Annotated in this window: 11 protein-coding genes and 6 pseudogenes; 9 read left to right on the forward strand and 8 right to left on the reverse strand. The window is 35.7% G+C overall.

The window, feature by feature from the left end:
* Positions 1 to 2: 2 nt before the first annotated feature.
* A complete protein-coding gene (locus tag JCM13188_RS10785; RefSeq protein WP_054754045.1) occupies positions 3 to 941 on the reverse strand; it encodes a nucleoside hydrolase in 939 nt (312 codons plus the stop codon).
* A 183-nt stretch (positions 942 to 1,124) separates the two neighbouring features.
* On the opposite strand from JCM13188_RS10785, the gene JCM13188_RS10790 reads away from it, so the two are divergent.
* Positions 1,125 to 2,345, forward strand: coding sequence for a hemolysin family protein (locus JCM13188_RS10790; protein ID WP_054754047.1), 1,221 nt, complete (start codon positions 1,125 to 1,127; stop codon positions 2,343 to 2,345).
* A gap of 38 nt (positions 2,346 to 2,383) precedes the next feature.
* On the opposite strand, the gene JCM13188_RS10795 is transcribed toward JCM13188_RS10790, so the two are convergent.
* Positions 2,384 to 3,361 carry a sensor histidine kinase gene (locus JCM13188_RS10795; protein ID WP_279401725.1) on the reverse strand — a complete coding sequence of 326 codons (978 nt, stop codon included), beginning with the start codon at positions 3,359 to 3,361 and terminating at the stop codon, positions 2,384 to 2,386.
* Positions 3,318 to 4,077 (reverse strand): annotated as a pseudogene (locus JCM13188_RS10800) (LytR/AlgR family response regulator transcription factor). The gene JCM13188_RS10795 and the pseudogene JCM13188_RS10800 overlap by 44 nt, the downstream one beginning before the upstream one ends.
* Positions 4,078 to 4,237: 160 nt before the next feature.
* Between JCM13188_RS10800 and JCM13188_RS10805 the strand changes: the two are divergent.
* From JCM13188_RS10805 to JCM13188_RS10815, 3 genes are read left to right on the forward strand one after another with little or no spacing between them, the layout of a single operon-like run.
* Entirely contained in the window at positions 4,238 to 4,975 is a 738-nt protein-coding gene (locus JCM13188_RS10805) for an ABC transporter ATP-binding protein (RefSeq protein WP_054754049.1), read from the forward strand.
* 1 nt (position 4,976) lies between these two features.
* Positions 4,977 to 6,134 carry an ABC transporter permease gene (locus tag JCM13188_RS10810; protein WP_054754050.1) on the forward strand — a complete coding sequence of 386 codons (1,158 nt, stop codon included), beginning with the start codon at positions 4,977 to 4,979 and terminating at the stop codon, positions 6,132 to 6,134.
* 29 nt (positions 6,135 to 6,163) lie between these two features.
* Complete coding sequence (locus tag JCM13188_RS10815) at positions 6,164 to 6,397, forward strand: hypothetical protein (protein WP_054754051.1); 234 nt, start codon at positions 6,164 to 6,166, stop codon at positions 6,395 to 6,397.
* A gap of 314 nt (positions 6,398 to 6,711) precedes the next feature.
* On the opposite strand, the pseudogene JCM13188_RS10820 reads toward JCM13188_RS10815, so the two are convergent.
* The 3 pseudogenes from JCM13188_RS10820 to JCM13188_RS10830 all read right to left on the reverse strand — a co-directional run bounded on the left by JCM13188_RS10820 (position 6,712) and on the right by JCM13188_RS10830 (position 11,223).
* Positions 6,712 to 8,131, reverse strand: a pseudogene (locus tag JCM13188_RS10820) (SpoVR family protein).
* Positions 8,132 to 8,143: 12 nt separating this feature from the next.
* Positions 8,144 to 9,301, reverse strand: a pseudogene (gene yhbH / locus JCM13188_RS10825) (sporulation protein YhbH).
* Positions 9,302 to 9,326: 25 nt separating this feature from the next.
* Positions 9,327 to 11,223: pseudogene (locus JCM13188_RS10830) on the reverse strand (PrkA family serine protein kinase).
* A 312-nt stretch (positions 11,224 to 11,535) separates the two neighbouring features.
* On the opposite strand from JCM13188_RS10830, the gene JCM13188_RS10835 reads away from it, so the two are divergent.
* On the forward strand, positions 11,536 to 12,162 hold the full coding sequence (locus tag JCM13188_RS10835; RefSeq protein WP_054754053.1) for a hypothetical protein: 627 nt from the start codon (positions 11,536 to 11,538) through the stop codon (positions 12,160 to 12,162).
* Between the two features lie 33 nt (positions 12,163 to 12,195).
* Here JCM13188_RS10835 and JCM13188_RS10840 read toward each other — a convergent pair.
* Positions 12,196 to 12,938, reverse strand: a pseudogene (locus tag JCM13188_RS10840) (alpha/beta hydrolase).
* Between the two features lie 54 nt (positions 12,939 to 12,992).
* Positions 12,993 to 13,562, reverse strand: a complete 570-nt coding sequence (locus tag JCM13188_RS10845) for a TetR/AcrR family transcriptional regulator (RefSeq protein WP_054754055.1) — start codon at positions 13,560 to 13,562, stop codon at positions 12,993 to 12,995.
* A 272-nt stretch (positions 13,563 to 13,834) separates the two neighbouring features.
* Between JCM13188_RS10845 and JCM13188_RS10850 the strand changes: the two are divergent.
* The 4 genes and pseudogenes from JCM13188_RS10850 (at position 13,835) to JCM13188_RS10865 (ending at position 18,398) form a co-directional block, all read left to right on the forward strand.
* Positions 13,835 to 15,777, forward strand: a pseudogene (locus JCM13188_RS10850) (efflux RND transporter permease subunit).
* Between the two features lie 6 nt (positions 15,778 to 15,783).
* Positions 15,784 to 16,167 (forward strand): hypothetical protein, encoded by a 384-nt coding sequence (locus JCM13188_RS10855; RefSeq protein ID WP_054754057.1) that lies wholly within the window; start codon positions 15,784 to 15,786, stop codon positions 16,165 to 16,167.
* 47 nt (positions 16,168 to 16,214) lie between these two features.
* Positions 16,215 to 17,522, forward strand: a complete 1,308-nt coding sequence (locus JCM13188_RS10860; protein ID WP_054754059.1) for a hypothetical protein — start codon at positions 16,215 to 16,217, stop codon at positions 17,520 to 17,522.
* A 276-nt stretch (positions 17,523 to 17,798) separates the two neighbouring features.
* Positions 17,799 to 18,398 (forward strand): hypothetical protein, encoded by a 600-nt coding sequence (locus JCM13188_RS10865; RefSeq protein ID WP_054754061.1) that lies wholly within the window; start codon positions 17,799 to 17,801, stop codon positions 18,396 to 18,398.
* Positions 18,399 to 18,517 lie beyond the last annotated feature (119 nt).

The following is an 18,517-nucleotide window of genomic DNA, read 5'->3' on the forward strand; positions in this document are numbered from 1 at the left end:
GCCTATGAATATGATGCAACACTTTTTTCTAGTAAGGTCCAAAACTTCGAAGTATTAGCTTCAGTTGCAAAATGAACATTGGGTTCTTTTCCAGTCACACCAAGCCTGTCCACTGCTGTCATCCCATACGAATGCTCGCCCTTTGTTTCGATGTCGACATGAACATGTTTAAACGTGAAGATCGATGGGTCAATCAAATAAGCAATCGTACACGCATCATGAATAGGAGCTCCTTCAAAATCAAACACGTCTTGGTACGTTTTAGTGAAGAAATGTAGTAATTCAACGACAAATTCAGATACATTATTATTAATGTTTTGTAGTTTAGCAATCTCTTCATTTGTTGCGAGTACTTGATGAGTAACATCTAGGCCAAACATACATATTGGTATACCACTTTTGAACACCACATCAGCCGCTTCTGCATCTACATAAATGTTAAATTCTGCTGCTGGCGTCCAGTTGCCGAACGTTCCCCCGCCCATTAAAACAATCTCGCTAATCTTTTGTTTTAGTTCAGGCTCTTTAATTAAGACCATCGCAATATTTGTAAGTGGTCCTGTTGCAACTAACGTAATCGGCTCATCCGTATTATGTAAAATCTCTAAAATCAAATCCACAGCATGAGTGTCAATAATTTGCTTTGTTGGAACATCTGGTAAATTTGGGCCTTCTAAACCTGATTCACCATGAATACTCTCAGCCACTTCAATATCTTTAACTAACGGCCTTTTAGCCCCTTTCGCAACAGGCACTTGCTCTAGTCCGATAATATCGCATATTCTAAGCGCATTAAGCGTGTTTTTCTCGACTTCCACATTACCGCCAACTGTTGTGATGGCTTTAATATTTAATAAGTCTTGATTAGATGCTGCTAAAATCATCGCTATCGCATCGTCATGTCCCGGGTCGCAATCGATGATAATGTTGGTTTTTGTCATGAAGCGTCACCTCTAAATTCTCTATATATACTGTTATTTTATCAGTAATTATGTTCCGACTCTAAGAAAGTGTCTTCCTTACACAAATTACATTTTTTTTCATCTTGCTGTATAATAAAAGTTAACTTTTATACTTAATGGGGAATGGAGTAATTGTTACATATAACTTAAGGAGGAACTGTTTTGATTTTTGCCATCATCGCACTTATACTTGTCTCATTTTTCTTCTCTGGAAGCGAAACAGCATTAACAGCTACTAACCAAGTTAGACTTCGATCTAAGGTTAAAAATGGTGATAAAAAATCTGAGAAGCTTTTAAACCTCGTGTCTAAACCTAATGAGTTTATCACATCCATTTTAATCGGTAATAACATATCAAATATAATTTTGCCTACACTTGTGACAACAATGGCTATCGAATACGGGTTTGATGTAGCCATAGCGACAGGGATTTTAACCATTACCATCATTATTGTAGCCGAAGTCATTCCAAAGTCTGTCGCAGCCGCTTTTCCAGATCGTATTTCTTACATGGTATACCCCATTATTAGAGCTGTCGTTTTTATATTAAAACCTGTGACGCTAGTTCTTAATTGGATGACAGATTCGATTACTAACAGGCTATCTAAAGGCCAACAACAGGAATCCTCTTTTTCAAAAGAAGAGTTTAAAGCGATGGTCGACATTGCGGATTCTGAAGGTACTTTCCTTGATGAGGAGTCATCTCGAATTAAAGGTGTTTTAGATTTTCAAAATTTAAATGTTAAAGATGTCCTTCAAACACCAAGAGTTGAAATTGTATCACTGAAAGCAGATGCGTCATTCGAAGAAGCCCGAGATATCGTCATCAATAATACGTTTACAAGATATCCAATTATTAGTGAAGACATTGATCATATTATAGGAGTCTTCCACTCTAAATATCTGATTCAATGGTCAACTCAGCCTGATCAACCATTAAAAGCATTTAGCGACATGGACCCTTTAGTCATTTATGAATTTCAATCTATTGAACATGTCTTTCGTGAGATGACCAGACATAAGAAACACATTGCGATTGTGCTCGATGAATATGGTGGTACAGAAGGCATTGTGACCCATGAAGATATTATTGAAGCGATGATTGGACTTGAAATTGAAGATGAAATTGATGCTGAAAATGATTCGATGGTTGAGAAGTTAACAGAAACAGAAATCATTTGCGATGGAAAAATTCCATTAAGGCGTCTAAATAGTATATTTAATACTGAAATCCCTGAAGAAGAAGATGTTCTATCAGGTTATTTACTTAGTATTTTGAACGATTTCCCAGATGAAAATGAAGTGATTGAACAAGAAAATTTAACTTATAAAGTACTTGAAGTGAATGATCGTACGATTAAAAAGGTTCAGATTGTTAAGTAACATAATTGGGCATGATTAACAAAAGTTGATCATGCCTTTTATTTAATCAATGGTATTTTGATTTTAACTAGAAACTTTTCATCTTTATGCACGAAGTCCAAAAAGCCATCGTATTTCTTAACAATGTCTTTAATAATCTTAGTCCCTAACCCTTCATGAGTCTCCCCTTTAGTTGTAACACCATAATCAATATATAGCCGATCTAATATTTTGGCTGGAATTGTTACACTATCATTTTCACACGTTAATATGTATAATCCGCTTCTTTTATAAAAGTCTAATGTGATTAATGCTTGTTTTCCTTTTTCAATTTGCCAATGTTCACATGCATCAATTCCATTAGATAGTAAGTTACCCACCAATGACACAATATCACGATCAGACATAGGTAATGAAGATATAGGCACATCTAGACTATAATCTACCGAGATTCCCAATTCCTTAGCTCTTTTATATGATTGATGTAAGCTAGCGGCTACAACTCCAGTTTCCCCTTTAATAGATAAATTAGTTTCTTCGTAGCTATCTACTAATTGATCTAAATAGAATTTAGCTTCTTCATGTTTATGACTTTCTAATAAAAAATGGATGGCTGAGATATGCTTTAAATAGTCATGTCGTTCGCTTCTAACTGTCCGAAACGTATTATTTAGGTTTTCACGCTCTCTCTCATATTCTATAATTTTATTATGTGTGTCTTTAAACTGTTTTATAATGATATGTCTGAACCACTCTAGACCAATAAAAATAATAAATAAAGAAAGAGATCCCCAGACCGTTTCAGATATAAAATTAATAAATAATATAACTAATTGAATACACCCTAATATCACTCTCCATAATATTGGGCCTTCCTTAGTTTCCAAATTAAATTTTCGACTAACCAATGCTACAATAACAACAATGACTAATGTCGTAATGAAATATGATAAATTTATAGAGAAACTTTTCATTAATTCTTGTATATGTAAACTAGTAAATAAAATAATCATTATCCAATAGATGATGTTGAACAACTTGTTCACCTCTAAAATAGTTCTCTTGTATGAATTTAACTTTATCTTTTGTAATCATTGCCTGTTCATCACGATTTTCAAAATTTACTAGATATGAGTTCTTAGCATAAAGATTAAAGTTCTTTACATACAAAATATTAATTATAAATGAACGATGAGAACGTATAAAATCTCTTTCTCGTAACTCCCCTTCTAATTCATTTAATGTTAGATATGTTTTAATTTCTTCATTTTTTGTATATATAGTAGTTGATCTTCCTGAACGCTCAATGAAAATAATATCTTGCTTTAGTATAATATGTATATCATTCTTATGCTTTATGAATAGTCTACCTTTCATTTCAGTAGATTGATGTTTTTTAATTAATTTTTTGAACAGACTGGACAAGCCTTTCTTTTGGATAGGGCTTCATAATATAATCATGTACATTCAGTTCAAAAGCATTAACCGCATAACCACTTGATGCAGTAACAAAAATAACCGCAATATCAAGAGCGTGAGAATGAATAATATCAGCCAGTTCAAAACCTGACATATTAGGCATCTCAATGTCTGCGATCAATAAATCAAGCGCTTCTGATTTTATTTGATTATAAGCTTCTTCAGCTGATGTTGTTCTAAAAGTAATATTAACTTCTTCTATGGAAGACACAATAGCATGCATCTTATCTAAGTCAATTTCTCGATCGTCTACTAATCCTACTTTCACAGCCATCCCCCCATAAATATCAATTCATTTTAACTAAATATTAACATACATCTAATAATCTTTTGACTTTTTCGCGACATAAAATGGAACATTCACGACATAAGTAAAGAAATCATTAGTCATTATATATATGATTAAATTAACAAGTTTAAGGGAGGACATAAATATGATTGAAGTGACAGATCTTACTAAGAAATTTCAAGACAAAAAAACATATATAACCGCACTAAAGCATGTTTCTTTTAGTGTTGAAAGCGGAGAAGTCGTAGGTTTACTTGGAGAAAATGGCGCAGGTAAAACCACTTTATTAAGAGCCATTGCAACTCTTGTTCAGCCAACAGAAGGGGTTATTAGAGTAGCTAATTATGACACCCTTAAAAATCCTAATGAAATAAAGAAAAAAATCGGTGTCTTATTTGGTGGCGAAACAGGGTTATACAATCGCTTAACAGCACGAGAAAACTTAGAATATTTTGGGGCACTCTATAATCTTAGTCAGCATGAAACTAAAGTTCGAATTGATGAATTAAGTAGAATGTTCGGAATGAGAGATTACTTGGATCGTAAAGTTGAAGGGTTCTCTAAAGGAATGAGGCAAAAGTTAGCTATTGCTAGAACTATAATTCACCAACCTGACATTATTTTATTTGACGAACCGACAACTGGCTTAGATATAACTGCAGCTAATGTGTTTCGACAGTTGGTTCATCAACTGAAACAACAAGGGAAAACTATAATTTTCTCAAGTCACATAATGGAAGAAGTACAAATGCTATGCGATTCTGTAGCTATGATACACAAAGGTGAATTAATCTATCACGGAAGCATTGAAACATTATATGAAGAAGAAAAAAGCGAAGATCTTAACTATATATTCATGAGTAATTTAGTAAGGGGGAGTTAATATGTTTTTTACAATGTTTATTAAAGAGCTTAAAGACTCATTTCGCGACAGAAGAACTCTACTATTAACTGTAGTATTACCATTGATTATGATGAGTGCTCTTGTATTCTATTATGAAAGTCTAATCTCAGATAGTTCCGATTCTGAAACAATAAATCTAGCGGTAAATGTAAATATGGATAGTCAACTCAAAGAATTGTTTTCTTCAAACAATTTTAATGTTATTGAGTCTTCTAATCCTGAATCGTTGTTAAAAGATGGTGAAGTTCAGGCAGGAGTAATGTCAGAGAGTCAGTTTGTTGAGAAAATTAATTCACATAAACAACCATCAATTACCGTTATGTTAAGAGATGAATTTAGCCAAGACTCCTCCGTGAGCACAATAGTCATGTCGGCTTTACAACAATATAAGCAATCAATTGTTAATGAACGTTTATTAAATGCAAACTTAGAACGTGAGATGATTAATCCTTTTCAAATAGAACAAACAGAAATCAGTGAAACGAATGCTGGGATGGCTTTATTAGGAACACTCATTCCATTAATACTTGTGCTAGCTATTGGAATTGGTGCAGGTCCATCTGCAGCTGATTTGTTTGCAGGTGAAAAAGAAAAGAAAACAATGGAAGCATTACTTATGACTCCTGTTAACAGATTCACCATTATTATGTCTAAATGGTTAACTATTTCTGCAATCGGAAGTATTTCAGGTGTTGTGACATTAATAGTGGTCGCATTAGAAATTCAGTTTATGACCGAACATTTAAAAGATGCACTTTCCAATACAGCAAACATTGGTTTAATTGTAGTAATTATTACTGCTATTACTATAATTTACGCTATGTTTGTTGCATCGATATTAATGGTTACAAGTATCATGGCTAAAACGATTAAAGAATCTCAGAGCTACAGTACTCCTATCATGATGTTGGCTATATTTCCGGTTATGGTTCTTACAAGTGTTGGTGTAAATGAACTTGAATTTCATCACTTCGCCATACCAATGTTTAATATTTTTAGTAGTTTAAAAGAATTGTTGCTAGGAACTATTGATTGGGAACATATTGTAATTACTTTAGGTAGTAACATTATCGCAATTTTAATTATCTTTGGGGTCGGTAGAATGATGTTTTTAAAAGATAAATGGGTGATGAATTAAAATTTTATACTCAATAAGGGAGAGATCAAATGAATTTTTCAAAATTACTTTTTGTTTATAGTATGGTATTTATACTTGCCGCAGTTCCATTTTTAGAAGGACCCATCATTGCACCAGTAGCTGTATTAGCTGGTTTGTCATTTTGGCCTGTATTCATCCTTGCAGTCATTGGAAATTTAATAACTGTTTATTTATTAATTATTTTATTAATAAAGTTAAAGAGTGGCGCCGCGCGAAAAGAAAGAAAAACAAAGCAAGCGTGAAACTAGAGCTAAAAACTTATGGGACAAATACGGTTTGCCAGGGTTAACATTGATTGGACCATTTTTGTTGGAAGTCACGTCACCGCATTTTCAGGTATATTACTTGGAGGGAGTAAAAAGAAAGTAGCTTTTGGATGTCTGTCAGTATTACCGGATGGAGCTTATTATTCTGCGTTTTAGTGTTGTATGGTTTTTCTGATGTACATGAAACTAATCCATTTGTTGATCGCTTAATGAAAGTGTTTGAATCATGAAAGAATAAACAAAAAAGAACCCGAAAACTAGTTCACACTAGAATTTGGGTTCTTTTAGCACTAAGTTAATATTTTCCTATGAACTCTTTTTCCACTGTAACTAAATAGTGCCTCTTCATCTTCGACAACTGTTTGAAGGTGAACGGGTCTACCCCATAAGTGATAAACATAAGGTAACGTTCTTTCTATATATTTAACATCTAACTCTGATCCTTCATAATAATGTTTTAATAGCAGTTCTCCTTGGCGAAGATAATCGCCATCCTCTACTAGGATAAAAGGAAATCCACCATTTACTCTCGATTGTATCAGCTGATCGCGGACATTTTCCCAGTCTTTATCAACAATCGTATAGTTATGACCTTGTTTTTGAAATAAATACAGGTCTAATTCTTCGACGAGGTCCTTCGTGAGATAGTTCCTAAGGAAGGAAATGTCACCTTCAATTTCCCTCACTTCAAATAGTTTATCCCTACCTTGGTTTGGAACCCTTCCGTAACGTTCTTGTTCTTCTTCTGTTGGATGGTCCCAACGCCTTTCTATGTCTTCAAACATTTTATACCCGAGATAATAAGTTGATGCTCGTTTTGGATGGCTGAACAACTGATGCGTTAAGTTTAGCGAATTCAATTGTTTCATCTTCTGTTAAATCCATTTCTCTTAAAATCCTAACGTGCCAGTAGCTAGCCCAGCCTTCGTTCATGATTTTTGTCTCAAGCTGTGGCCAGAAATAAAGCATCTCATCGCGCAGAATCGTTAATACATCACGTTGCCATTCTTCTAATTCTGTGCTGTATTCTTGAATGAATAATAGAACGTCTTTTTCAGGCTTTGGCGGAAAAGGTTTACGTTTCCTTTCTTTTGTTAATGACTCATTCTCATCTGGGGTTTCATCTAATGCCCACAAATCATCATAAGGACCTTGTTTTTTAGTCATTGACGATGGCTCTTCACTCATTTGTTCATTAAACTGACTTCTTAATAAAGAAGGGTCAATATGTTCTTGTATCGCAATGGCGGCATCTAATAGATCTTCAACTTCTTGCTTTCCATATTTCATCTCATAAAACCTAATTCGTTCTGCACTAGCGGACATGCTTTCAACCATATCACGTGACGTTTTCGAGAAACGAACATTATTTTTAAAGAAATCACAGTGGCCGAGTACGTGTGCGACAATTAACTTATTTTGAATTAAACTGTTACTTTCAAGCAAGAATGCGTAACAGGGATTTGAGTTAATCACGAGTTCATAAATCATGCTTAGCCCAAGGTCATATTCTAATTTCATTCGGTGGAATGCTTTTCCGAAACTCCAATGAGAAAAACGGGTCGGCATTCCGTAAGCCCCGATTGTGTAAATAATATCAGATGGACAAATTTCATATCTCATAGGGAAAAAGTCGAGACCAAAACCCTCCGCAATTTCCGTGATCTCATTGATCGCTCTCTGTAGTTCTTGATGTTCTTTTAAGGTCACCCACTCTCCCTCCTAGCTAACTGCTTCGTTTTTACTTGAAAAGAAAACTTTTAACGCATCGTACACTTCGCCTTTTTCCCGAATAACTGCGTGACGGAATCTTGGGTCATTGATCGATCTAAAGACAGACATTAACGATGATGAGCTATTACGATACTGGTTGACTTCACAATAACCAAACATGTTAGAGACTTGCATGAGTTGTTTAACTAATTTTAGACTTTTTGATTATCAGAAGACGTATTATCTCCATCTGATATATGAAAAGGATATATATTGTATCGTTCTGGTGAATAACGCTCTTCAATTAACTCTAAGGCTTTTAAATAAGCCGATGAACAAATGGTTCCTCCACTTTCACCTTTTGAGAAGAATTCTTCTTCATTGACTTCTTTCGCTCTTGTATGGTGCGCCACGAAAGCAATTTCAACATTTTCATATTTCGTTCTTAGAAAACGAACCATCCAGAAGAAGAAACTTCTTGCGATATATTTTTCAAAATACCCCATAGAAGCCGATGTATCGAGCATTGCAATGACGACTGCGTTAGAATGGGGCTGTATTTCCTCTTCCCACGTTTTAAACCGTAAGTCATCTATTGTAATATTGAGTAAATCATCTTTGTTTTCTAACGCATTCCGTTTAATAGCTTCTAGTAATGTCCTCTTCTTATCAACATTCCCCATTAAACCCTTTTTCGGATATCATTAAAACGAATATCGTTCACTTTAATTTGGTCTCGCTCTTTTTGTTTTAAATCGGGGAGTTCTAATTCTGAAAAAAGGATCTTCTCTAGCTGTTCGAACTCAACTGCCGCTTCATAATAATCTTCACCAGGCTGATCGCCTGCACCTTTCCCCTTTCCTTGCCCTTTTCGGGTGTGCCATCGCGGGCAACTACATCTCCTACTTCACTGTCACCATCCCCTTGCCCTGTGTGTTGTTTTGTTTCATGATTAAATTTAAATTTATATTCATCCAATGAACGAATTGGAATCTTAATAATGTCACGCCCATTGGACATAATCACGCTTTCTTCTGTCACTAAATCTGGCAAGTTATCTTTAATGGCTTCTTTAACCTTTTCCTGATGTCTAGTCTGATCTTCATACCCTTTGCGATGGAGGGACCAATCATCTTGAGATAAAACGAAATTCGGCTTTTGTTTCAACAGAAATCCCTCCTGTTTATTTGACCTATCGATTTAATAAACTACCAACATATCTCAGTAAGTCATTAGCTGAAGCAGCTGTATAACCATGCTCTTCTACTAATCGGTTTATAACTTCATTTATTTTCTTAAGCTGATTTTCATCAGGAGTTTTAGTCGAAGTCGTAATCTTAACGACATCTTTTAAGTCGGCAAATAATTTCTTTTGGATTGCTTCGCGTAAACGTTCGTGAGAATTATAGTCAAATCTCTTTCCTTTTCGTGCGTAAGCTGAAATTCGAATGAGGATCTCTTCGCGAAACGCTTTCTTCGCATTTTCGGAAACGCCGATTTGTTCTTCAATCGATCTCATGAGTTTCTCATCTGGCTCAATCTCATCTCCAGTTAGTGGATCTTTCATCTTCTGCTTATTACAATAGGCCTCCACGTTATCGAGATAATTATCTAATAACGTCTTAGCCGATTCGTCATAAGAATACACGAATGCTTTTTGGACTTCTTTCTTAGCTAAATCATCATATTCCTTACGTGCTACTGATATAAAATTAAGGTATTTCTCTTTTGTTTCGTTCGTGATAGATGGGTGTGAGTCTAAACCATCTTTAATCGAACGTAACACATCTAATGCGTTTATATAATTATGATCTGTATTGATAAGAGCACTGGATATGCGGTTAATCACATATCTTGGGTCGATTCCTGACATTCCTTCATCAGAAAATTCGTTGTGGAGCTCTTCAACATCTGCAAGCTTAAAGCCTTCAACTGTTTTACCATCATAGAGCTTCAACTTTTTAAGCAAATCAATTCCTTGTTTTTGGATTCTTTTAATCTGGTGAGTATGGAGAAAATAGCTGCGCTCCTTAACGCATGCGGGGCAATGTGCAAGTTTCCTAAGTCACTTTGTTTTATAAGTTTTTGATAGATTTTTTCTTCTTTTGATACGGATAAATTGTATGGAACAGGCATGACAATCATTCTAGATTGAAGTGCTTCATTCTTTTATTACTAATAAATGACCGATATTCTGATTCATTGGTGTGCGCAACGATTAATTCATCCGCTGAAATGAGCGCAAAGCGTCCTGCTTTAAAATTACCTTCTTGAGTAAGGGATAGCAAATTCCACAAGAATTTCTCATCACACTTTAGCATTTCTTGAAACTCCATTAAACCACGATTGGCTTTATTTAATTCTCCATCGAACCTGTAAGCTCTTGGGTCTGATTCTGAGCCATATTCGGCAATCGTCGCAAAGTCAATACTTCCTGTTAAATCCGCAATATCTTGTGACTTGGGATCAGACGGACTAAACGTCCCAATTCCAACGCGTTTATCTTCAGACAGAAAGATCCGCTCAATTTTGACTTCCTCAACTTTACCGTCGTATTCTTTTTCTAACATGAGCTGACAAGATGGACACAGGTTTCCTTCAATTTTCACACCATATTCTTCTTCAAAATCACCACGAAGTTCATTTGGTATTAAATGAAGTGGTTCCTCGTGCATCGGGCAACCTTTAATCCCATATACTGCTCCCTCATCCGTACGTGAATACTGCTCCAAACCTTCTTTTAGCATGGTCACAATAGTTGATTTACCACCACTCACTGGCCCCATTAATAGCAAAATTCTTTTCCTCACATCAAGCCGTTTAGCAGCTGAATGAAAATAGTCTTCAACTAATTGTTCGATTGCTCGATCTAAGCCATACAACTCTTTACTGAAAAACTTATACTCATTCGTACCCTCTTCGCTTTTCCCCACCCCTGAACTCTTAATCATGTTATAAACACGAGAATGGGCAGTGCCTGCAACCTCAGGTGTTTCGTTAACGATATTCAAATAGTCTGCAAAAGTCCCCTCCCACCGCAAACTCTCTTCATGTGCGCGATGTTCGGAAATTCTTTTTAAAATGTCCATGATGGCCTCCTCTCAAAATTCATGAAAAAAAGAGAAAATTTAAACGGCAGTTTTTGTAAATAATATATGCTTTTTCATTTTTCAAATGAAATCTATTACGATTAGTACAGTTTATGCGGACAGGAAAAATTAAGACACCAAAAAGGTTGTACAATATTAAATTGTTGAAATTTTTATTTTGGGTTTGTATGGATCCCTTAAATTCTGTTTTTCTCTTCTACTCATAGTTGACCCTTACTTAAACTGTTGAATGAATTTTACCGATAAACTCATAATATGGAGGAAATTTCATTTGAAAGGAAGGTCAATATATTGAAGAAATTACTCATTCTTATCCTCATGATAAGCTTGTTGCCTGGATTAACTATACAGGCTGAGGACAATCAGAACGAAGAAATAAGTCAAAAGCAGGTCCAGTTCCAAAACGATTTCCGCAGATTATGGATTGATCATGTATTATGGACAAGCAATTATATTACAAGTGCAACAACTGCAGGTGCAGAGGATCAAAAAGAAGTTCTAAACAGGTTACTCAGAAACCAAGTCGAAATTGGAGATGCGATTAAACCTCTTTACGGTGATGAAGCTGGTACTCAATTAACAAATTTATTAACTGAACACATCGAAATTGCAGGTCGGCTTGTGAATGCTGCTATAAACAATGAAGATAGTTCAGTTGAGGATTTAAACAAAGAATGGTATCGGAACGCTGTTGATATAGCTGCATTTCTAAGTAGCGCTAACCCTAATCTAAGTCAAGATGAATTAGATGACTTACTTGAAACTCACTTGGAGTTAGTAGCTGATGATCTAGAAGCTAGTATTAACAAGGATTGGGATGCTAGGATTGATTCTATTGATGAAGGGGTCACCCATATCATCATGATGGCCGACACCATCTCTGAAGCTGTGATCAAACAATTTCCAGACCAATTTTAAATTCAAAACAAAAGGAGCCAACCATTTGGCTCCTTAACTATAATCCTTAATAAAGTTTAATGTTTCTTTAATAATTAAATCTTGATCATGATCTAATGTCGCAACGTGATAGCTGTTACTTAACTGAACAAGCTTTTTGTCTTCTGATTTAATCTTTTCATAAATGTCTTGCGAATTTCTAGGTGGCACGACGTGGTCTTCCTCTGAAACTAATATAAGAGTTGGTACCTCAACCTCTTTTAGTTTTTCTCTTACTTGTTTCATTAATTGATTGATCTCACCAATTGATTTAACCGGTGTTTTCTCATAGGCTAGTTCTTCAACTCCAGGCTTTTTAATGTCAGAGCCGATCGCATCTAGGAAACGTACATCTTCTTCTATCTCTGCCATAGCTGGGATATCAATTGCAGCATTAATTAGGACAATCCCTTTTTAAGTCAGCATGTTGTTGCGCCATATCAAGTGTTAACGTGCCTCCCATGGATAAACCCGCCATATAAATTGAATCACAACGTTCTTTTAACCATTCATACCCTTCTTGAATGGAGTTCTGCCAGTCTTGATAAGTCGTTTTTCTCCATATCTTCATAATGAGTGCCATGCCCTTTTAGCCTTGGCATGCAAACGGTATAACCTGCCTCAATTAATGCTTCACCTAATGGTCTCATGCTTTGGGTGGTACCAGTAAAACCGTGAGATACTAAACAACCTACGTGGTTCCCTTTCGCATATAGCTCCTCTGCACCTTTTAGAACTGGATGGTTCTCTTGCGTCATCTGAATGACCTCCTTTTATTGAAGATAATTCGACGCTAGAGACTTTTTTATCCTTTACCTATTTAAAAAGCTGAGCCCTTCGTTTGTAAATTGACTAATAAGCTTTGCCATTTCTTTTGGACTCTTGTCTAAATCATTATCGAGCCAATCTTTAATGACATTAATAGCACCACTCACAACGAAAGTACTCAAATAGCGAGAATCGCTTTGTTCTACGTTATGTTCATTCATCCAATTAAACATGATAAATCGTTTGGCAATATTCATCATTCTTTTCTCAAACATGGGGTCGGCATTTTCATTTAATAAAATTTCAAACATATATTGATTGTTGGTGATGTATTCGAGTAATTTTTGCGTCATTTCGATAGATTCTTCTTCAATAGACAAACTATAACTGTTTAAGTACTGAACGAGGTCATCTGCGATTTCTTCTTCTATTTTTTCTAATAAATCGAATTGATCATTATAATGCGTATAGAAAGTTGACCTATTTATATCAGCTAGTTCGCAGATTTCTTTTACCGTTACAGATGAGATGGGTTTATCTTTTAAGAGTGAAATGAGGCTCTCTTTTAATACTTTCCGTGTGTACCTCTTTCGTCTGTCTAATCGTTCAGACATAAACGCGCTCTCCTTTGTGACATTTTTGTTATAAATCAACATATTAACTAAAGGTGTTGGTTAACTAACAAACCTTATCATACTGTTTGTTGATTATCCAACACGGTGTCCATATAATGATAAAGTGTGATTAGGTTTTTGGCAAGAGAGGATGAGACTTATTGGACCTAGCTGACAAAATTATTAAGCATAAAAAACTAGTGGTTGCGACTTTTATCATCATTACACTAGTTAGTGCAGTTGCCCAATTTGGTGTTGGTGTCAACCACAATATGGTTGATTATCTTCCTGAAGACACACCTTCTATGGAAGCAACTGATTTAATGGAAGAAGAGTTTGATGAACCGATTGAAAATGCCAGAGTCATGATTAGAGACGTTTCCATCACAAAAGCTCTTTCTTATAAAAATGAGCTTGAAAACATTGATGGCGTGACCCATGTTACATGGCTTGATGACGTCATAGATCTTAAAACACCTTTAGAACTTGCTAATGAGGATACAATAGAGTCTTATTATCAAGAACAAAATGCTTTGTTTTCTGTAAGCATATCTGAAGGAGACGAAGTTGAAGCTACCAATCAAATTTATGATTTAATTGGAGAAAATGGTGCAATTGCTGGGGATGCATTAGATACGGCCACATCACAGAAAATGGCTTCATCTGAAACACTAAATGCAGCAGCACTTCTTGTACCAATTATTATCATCATTTTAATTATATCGACAACGTCCTGGATGGAACCAATCTTTTTCCTAACAGCGATTGGGGTTTCTGTTTTAATCAACATGGGAACAAATATCTTCCTTGGTGAAGTATCGTTTATAACCCAGTCCGTTGCGCCCATTTTACAGCTTGCAGTTTCTCTAGATTATGCGATTTTCTTACTGCATAGTTTCCAGGATTATCGTAAGCAGGTTGACGATCCTAAAGAAGCCATGAGTCTAGCAATGAAACAATCGTTCCCTGCGATTATCGCAAGTGTTAGTACGACATTCTTTGGTTTTATGGCATTAGCTTTATGGATTTCGGTATAGGTGCAGATCTAGGAATTAACTTAGTTAAAGGTATTTTATTAAGCTTCCTAAGTGTCATGATTTTCTTACCTGCATTAACGTTACAATTTTATAAATGGATTGATAAAACTCAGCACAAACAAATCGTTCCTGACTTTAAAAATGTTGGTAAGCGAGTGATTAAGTTTAGAATTCCTGTATTATTATTAATTGCTTTAATGATCGTTCCAGCCTTTTTAGCTCAAAGTCAGACGCAATTTTTATACGGTTTTGGCGACCAGCCAGATTCTACCCGGGCAGGGCAAGACCAGCGTGCAATTGAAGAGGAGTTTGGCAAGAACACACCTATGGTAATTTTAGTACCTAAAGGTGATGTGGCTAAAGAAGAAGAATTAGTTCACGAACTTGAAGATTTACAATACGTATCAAGTATTTTCGCATACGTCAATACGGTGAGTTCAGCAATCCCTTCTGACTATTTAGATGAATCTGTGACAGAACAATTCTACTCAGACGATTACAGCCGAATCACCATTTTCACCAATACTGACCCTGAAGGAGACGTAGCCTTTAACTTAGTTAAGCAGGTTCGGGATACAGCTAATGGCTATTATGATGAAGTTCATCTATTAGGAAATAGCGTTACGCTCTATGATATGAAACAAGTTGTGGAAGCAGATAATAAATTAGTCAACCTATTAACTGTTGCGACAATTGCACTCGTCTTACTGATTACTTTTAAATCGTTATCGGTTCCGGTTATTTTACTACTAACGATACAGTCAGCTGTTTGGATTAATTTATCCGTTCCATACTTTACGGATTCGCCGCTTGTTTATGTCGGATACTTAATTATTAGTACAGTGCAATTAGCTGCAACAGTCGACTATGGTATTTTATTTACCGAGTATTATATGAAGGTTCGGCAGAAGATGCCTGCCCTTAAAGCTATTAAGAAAACAATCGATGATAAAACGTTTGCGATTTTTATATCCGCTTCGATATTATCAAGTGTTGGATTTATACTCGGTCTAACATCTTCAAACCCAATTGTATCGTCAATTGGACTATTGTTAGGTAGAGGGGCTTTATTAGCTTTCTTATTAGTCGTCTTCTTCCTACCTGCCATGTTATTGGTGTTTGATAAATTGATTGAGAAAACGACTTTTAGAGCAAACTTCTATAAACAGAAAGGGTGATCAAGATTGAAACGAATGATAGCTGTCATGACAGCAATTGTTCTTGTTGTACCAACTTTTCTAGTATCTGCAACGACTCAGAATCAGTCACCTGACGAAAAACCTCAAGGTGATGGGTCATATTCAGAGAAACACGAAGTCGTCTATGCGACGTTAGATTCGTCTGGTAACCAAGAAAGTATGTATATCGTCAACAATTTTAATATAGAAAAAACAGGTAAAATAATCGATTACGGCCCATATACATCTGTTCAGAATTTAACCAACTTATATGAATTAAAGAAGGATGGAAACAAAGTTGAGTTAATTGCAGATGAAGATCAGTTTTACTATGAAGGAACAATAAAAATAAACAGCTGCCATGGAACATTGATGTTAATTATCAACTAGATGGTAAAGGCATTGCAGCCAGAGAATTAGTAGGTCAGGATGGGCATGTGACCATCCATATAAAAACTGAAGCAAACAGAAAGACTGGTCATGAATACTACAACAACTATTTATTACAAATAACAGTTCCGCTTAGCACCGATCATTTCAGTAATATCGAAGCACCAGATGGAACTGTTGCTACTTCTGGTAAAAATAAACAAGTTACCTTTACCGTTATGCCAGAGAAGGATGGAAACTTTACGGTTGAAGCAGATGCCAAGCAGTTTGAAATGGACGGAATCCAAATCAACGCCATGCCATCTTCCATGTCAATCGATTCACCAGATACAGGTGAGATGACCAGTGACATGAAGTCGCTGTCTGATGCAACTTCAGAAGTCAATAATGGCGTTGGCGATTTGAAAAACGGAATTTCTGAGTTAGCTAACGGGATACAAGATCTGCAAAGCGGTTATAAAGATTATCAAAATGGAATCAATCAACTATCAGTGCGTTCTTCAGAGATTATAAATGGATCCAAACAGATTCAAGGCGCTCTTAATGAGATTAATGGATCATTAAGCAGTGAATCAGGAAATATGAACGTTGGCAATTTAAAAGAATTACAGCAAGGACTCTACAAAATGGCAGATGGACTTAAACAAACAGAAAACGGATTAAACGAACTGAACACAAACTATCAACAGGCTTACCAAGCGTTGGATGGTGCCATAAATGAAATTCCGGAGCATCAGATCACTCAAGAGCAAATAAAGAAACTATATCAAAGTGGTGCTGACCAAAAAGTAATTGATCAGTTAGTAGAAACTTATAAGTCTGCACGAAAAGCTAAAGGAACATATAAAGAAGTACAACAAGCATTCGCTGCGGTTCCATCAACTTTAGATTCAGTAACAGGCTCACTTAGTGAAATGAGGACGAATCTGAGGGCAATGGCAGATGAATTAGGAAAGGGCCTTGAGCAAATGGATGTGGCTAAATCTATTCAACAGCTTCAAAATGGCCTAAGTCAACTATCTTCTAACTACGAAGCTTTCCATTCAGGATTAGTGAAGTATACAGATGGTGTCTCTCAGCTTGCTCACTCATATGGTGACTTACACGGAGGGATGACGCAGTTGGCAAATGGTGCTCATGACTTAGAAGATGGTGCGCAAGAACTTCATAATGGTACAGCAGAACTCGCACAGTCAACATCAGATTTACCTGACGAAATGCAAAACGAGATTGATCAAATGATTAATGAATTTGACAAATCTGATTTTGAACCAACCTCTTTTGTTTCACCTAAAAACGAAAAGGTTGAAACCGTGCAATTTGTAATTAAAACGGAAAACATTAAAACCAAATGAAGAAGAAACTAAAAGAACCTGAAACGAAAGAAAATAAAAGTTTTTGGGATAAGTTATTAGATTTGTTTAGATAAGTTAAAGGTTCCCTGACATTCAGGGAACCTTTTTTAATTCTACAATCACGAGATATTGTATGCAGCATTAGTTTGATATTTTTGTCGAAAAATGTAAAATTATTTTGAATTTCAGAGTATTTTGTATTGATTTTTATTTCGGCACACGATATAATTTTTCTCGGAGTCAAAAATTTCAAGCACATAAAAGGGAGGGAGTTTCATGCGTTATTTAGTCATTTTATTAGCATCATTAATGTTAATTCTTGCAGCATGTGGAAGTAACAACTCAGAATCTGAAGAATCTACAAGTGGTTCTAATCAAAATAACGAAGAAACTGAAAACACAGAAAAGGACTCTGAAGAAACAGCTGAGGCTAGTGATGATGAACTAGTTGAAGAAGCTATGAATTCTTATAACGAAGCGATGGAACAGTTCCAAGCGGACTATGTTGATGGTTCACAAGTTAAAGAATTCACTTCAGTAGAAGAAGTGACTAACTACTTCTTAGAAAACGCACCAACAACAGAAGCTTTCGCTAACAGCATTGCTGAAAAAACTGTTGAAGAAAAAGATGGTAAGCTGACTTGGTTAGAGCGTGATTACACCGTTACGCTTGAAGCTGAAGAGTTTAACATTTACTCAATGGGTGACACTCAAAAGTTCTATAACTTTAGAATTGCTGGAGACGCTAAGGAAAACCGTGGTGACTACACTTACGAGCTTCTAAAAGAAGACGGAAAATGGTTAGTTGATGAATTTAACTTCGGTTATTTAGATGGGGAATATCCAAAAGAAGAATCTGAAGAAGACGCTGAGTAATAAAACAAAACCTTGGTCCACGAGTAGAGTGGATCAAGGTTTTTTATTGGCTAAAATCAATCAATTAAGCTGTACTAAACGACATTCTCGTCTGTTCAAACAAAAAATCTCAGCCCATT

The sequence above is a fragment of the Piscibacillus salipiscarius JCM 13188 genome (assembly GCF_001311865.1).
Taxonomy (GTDB): domain Bacteria; phylum Bacillota; class Bacilli; order Bacillales; family Alkalibacillaceae; genus Piscibacillus; species Piscibacillus salipiscarius.

Excerpts from the sequence above, each read along its gene's own strand:
- JCM13188_RS10785 (WP_054754045.1), bottom strand. The coding sequence starts at position 941 with ATGACAAAAACCAACATTATCATCGATTGCGACCCGGGACATGACGAT.
- JCM13188_RS10805 (WP_054754049.1), top strand. The coding sequence starts at position 4,238 with ATGATTGAAGTGACAGATCTTACTAAGAAATTTCAAGACAAAAAAACA.
- JCM13188_RS10810 (WP_054754050.1), top strand. The coding sequence starts at position 4,977 with ATGTTTTTTACAATGTTTATTAAAGAGCTTAAAGACTCATTTCGCGAC.
- JCM13188_RS10815 (WP_054754051.1), top strand. The coding sequence starts at position 6,164 with ATGAATTTTTCAAAATTACTTTTTGTTTATAGTATGGTATTTATACTT.
- JCM13188_RS10845 (WP_054754055.1), bottom strand. The coding sequence starts at position 13,562 with ATGTCTGAACGATTAGACAGACGAAAGAGGTACACACGGAAAGTATTA.
- JCM13188_RS10865 (WP_054754061.1), top strand. The coding sequence starts at position 17,799 with ATGCGTTATTTAGTCATTTTATTAGCATCATTAATGTTAATTCTTGCA.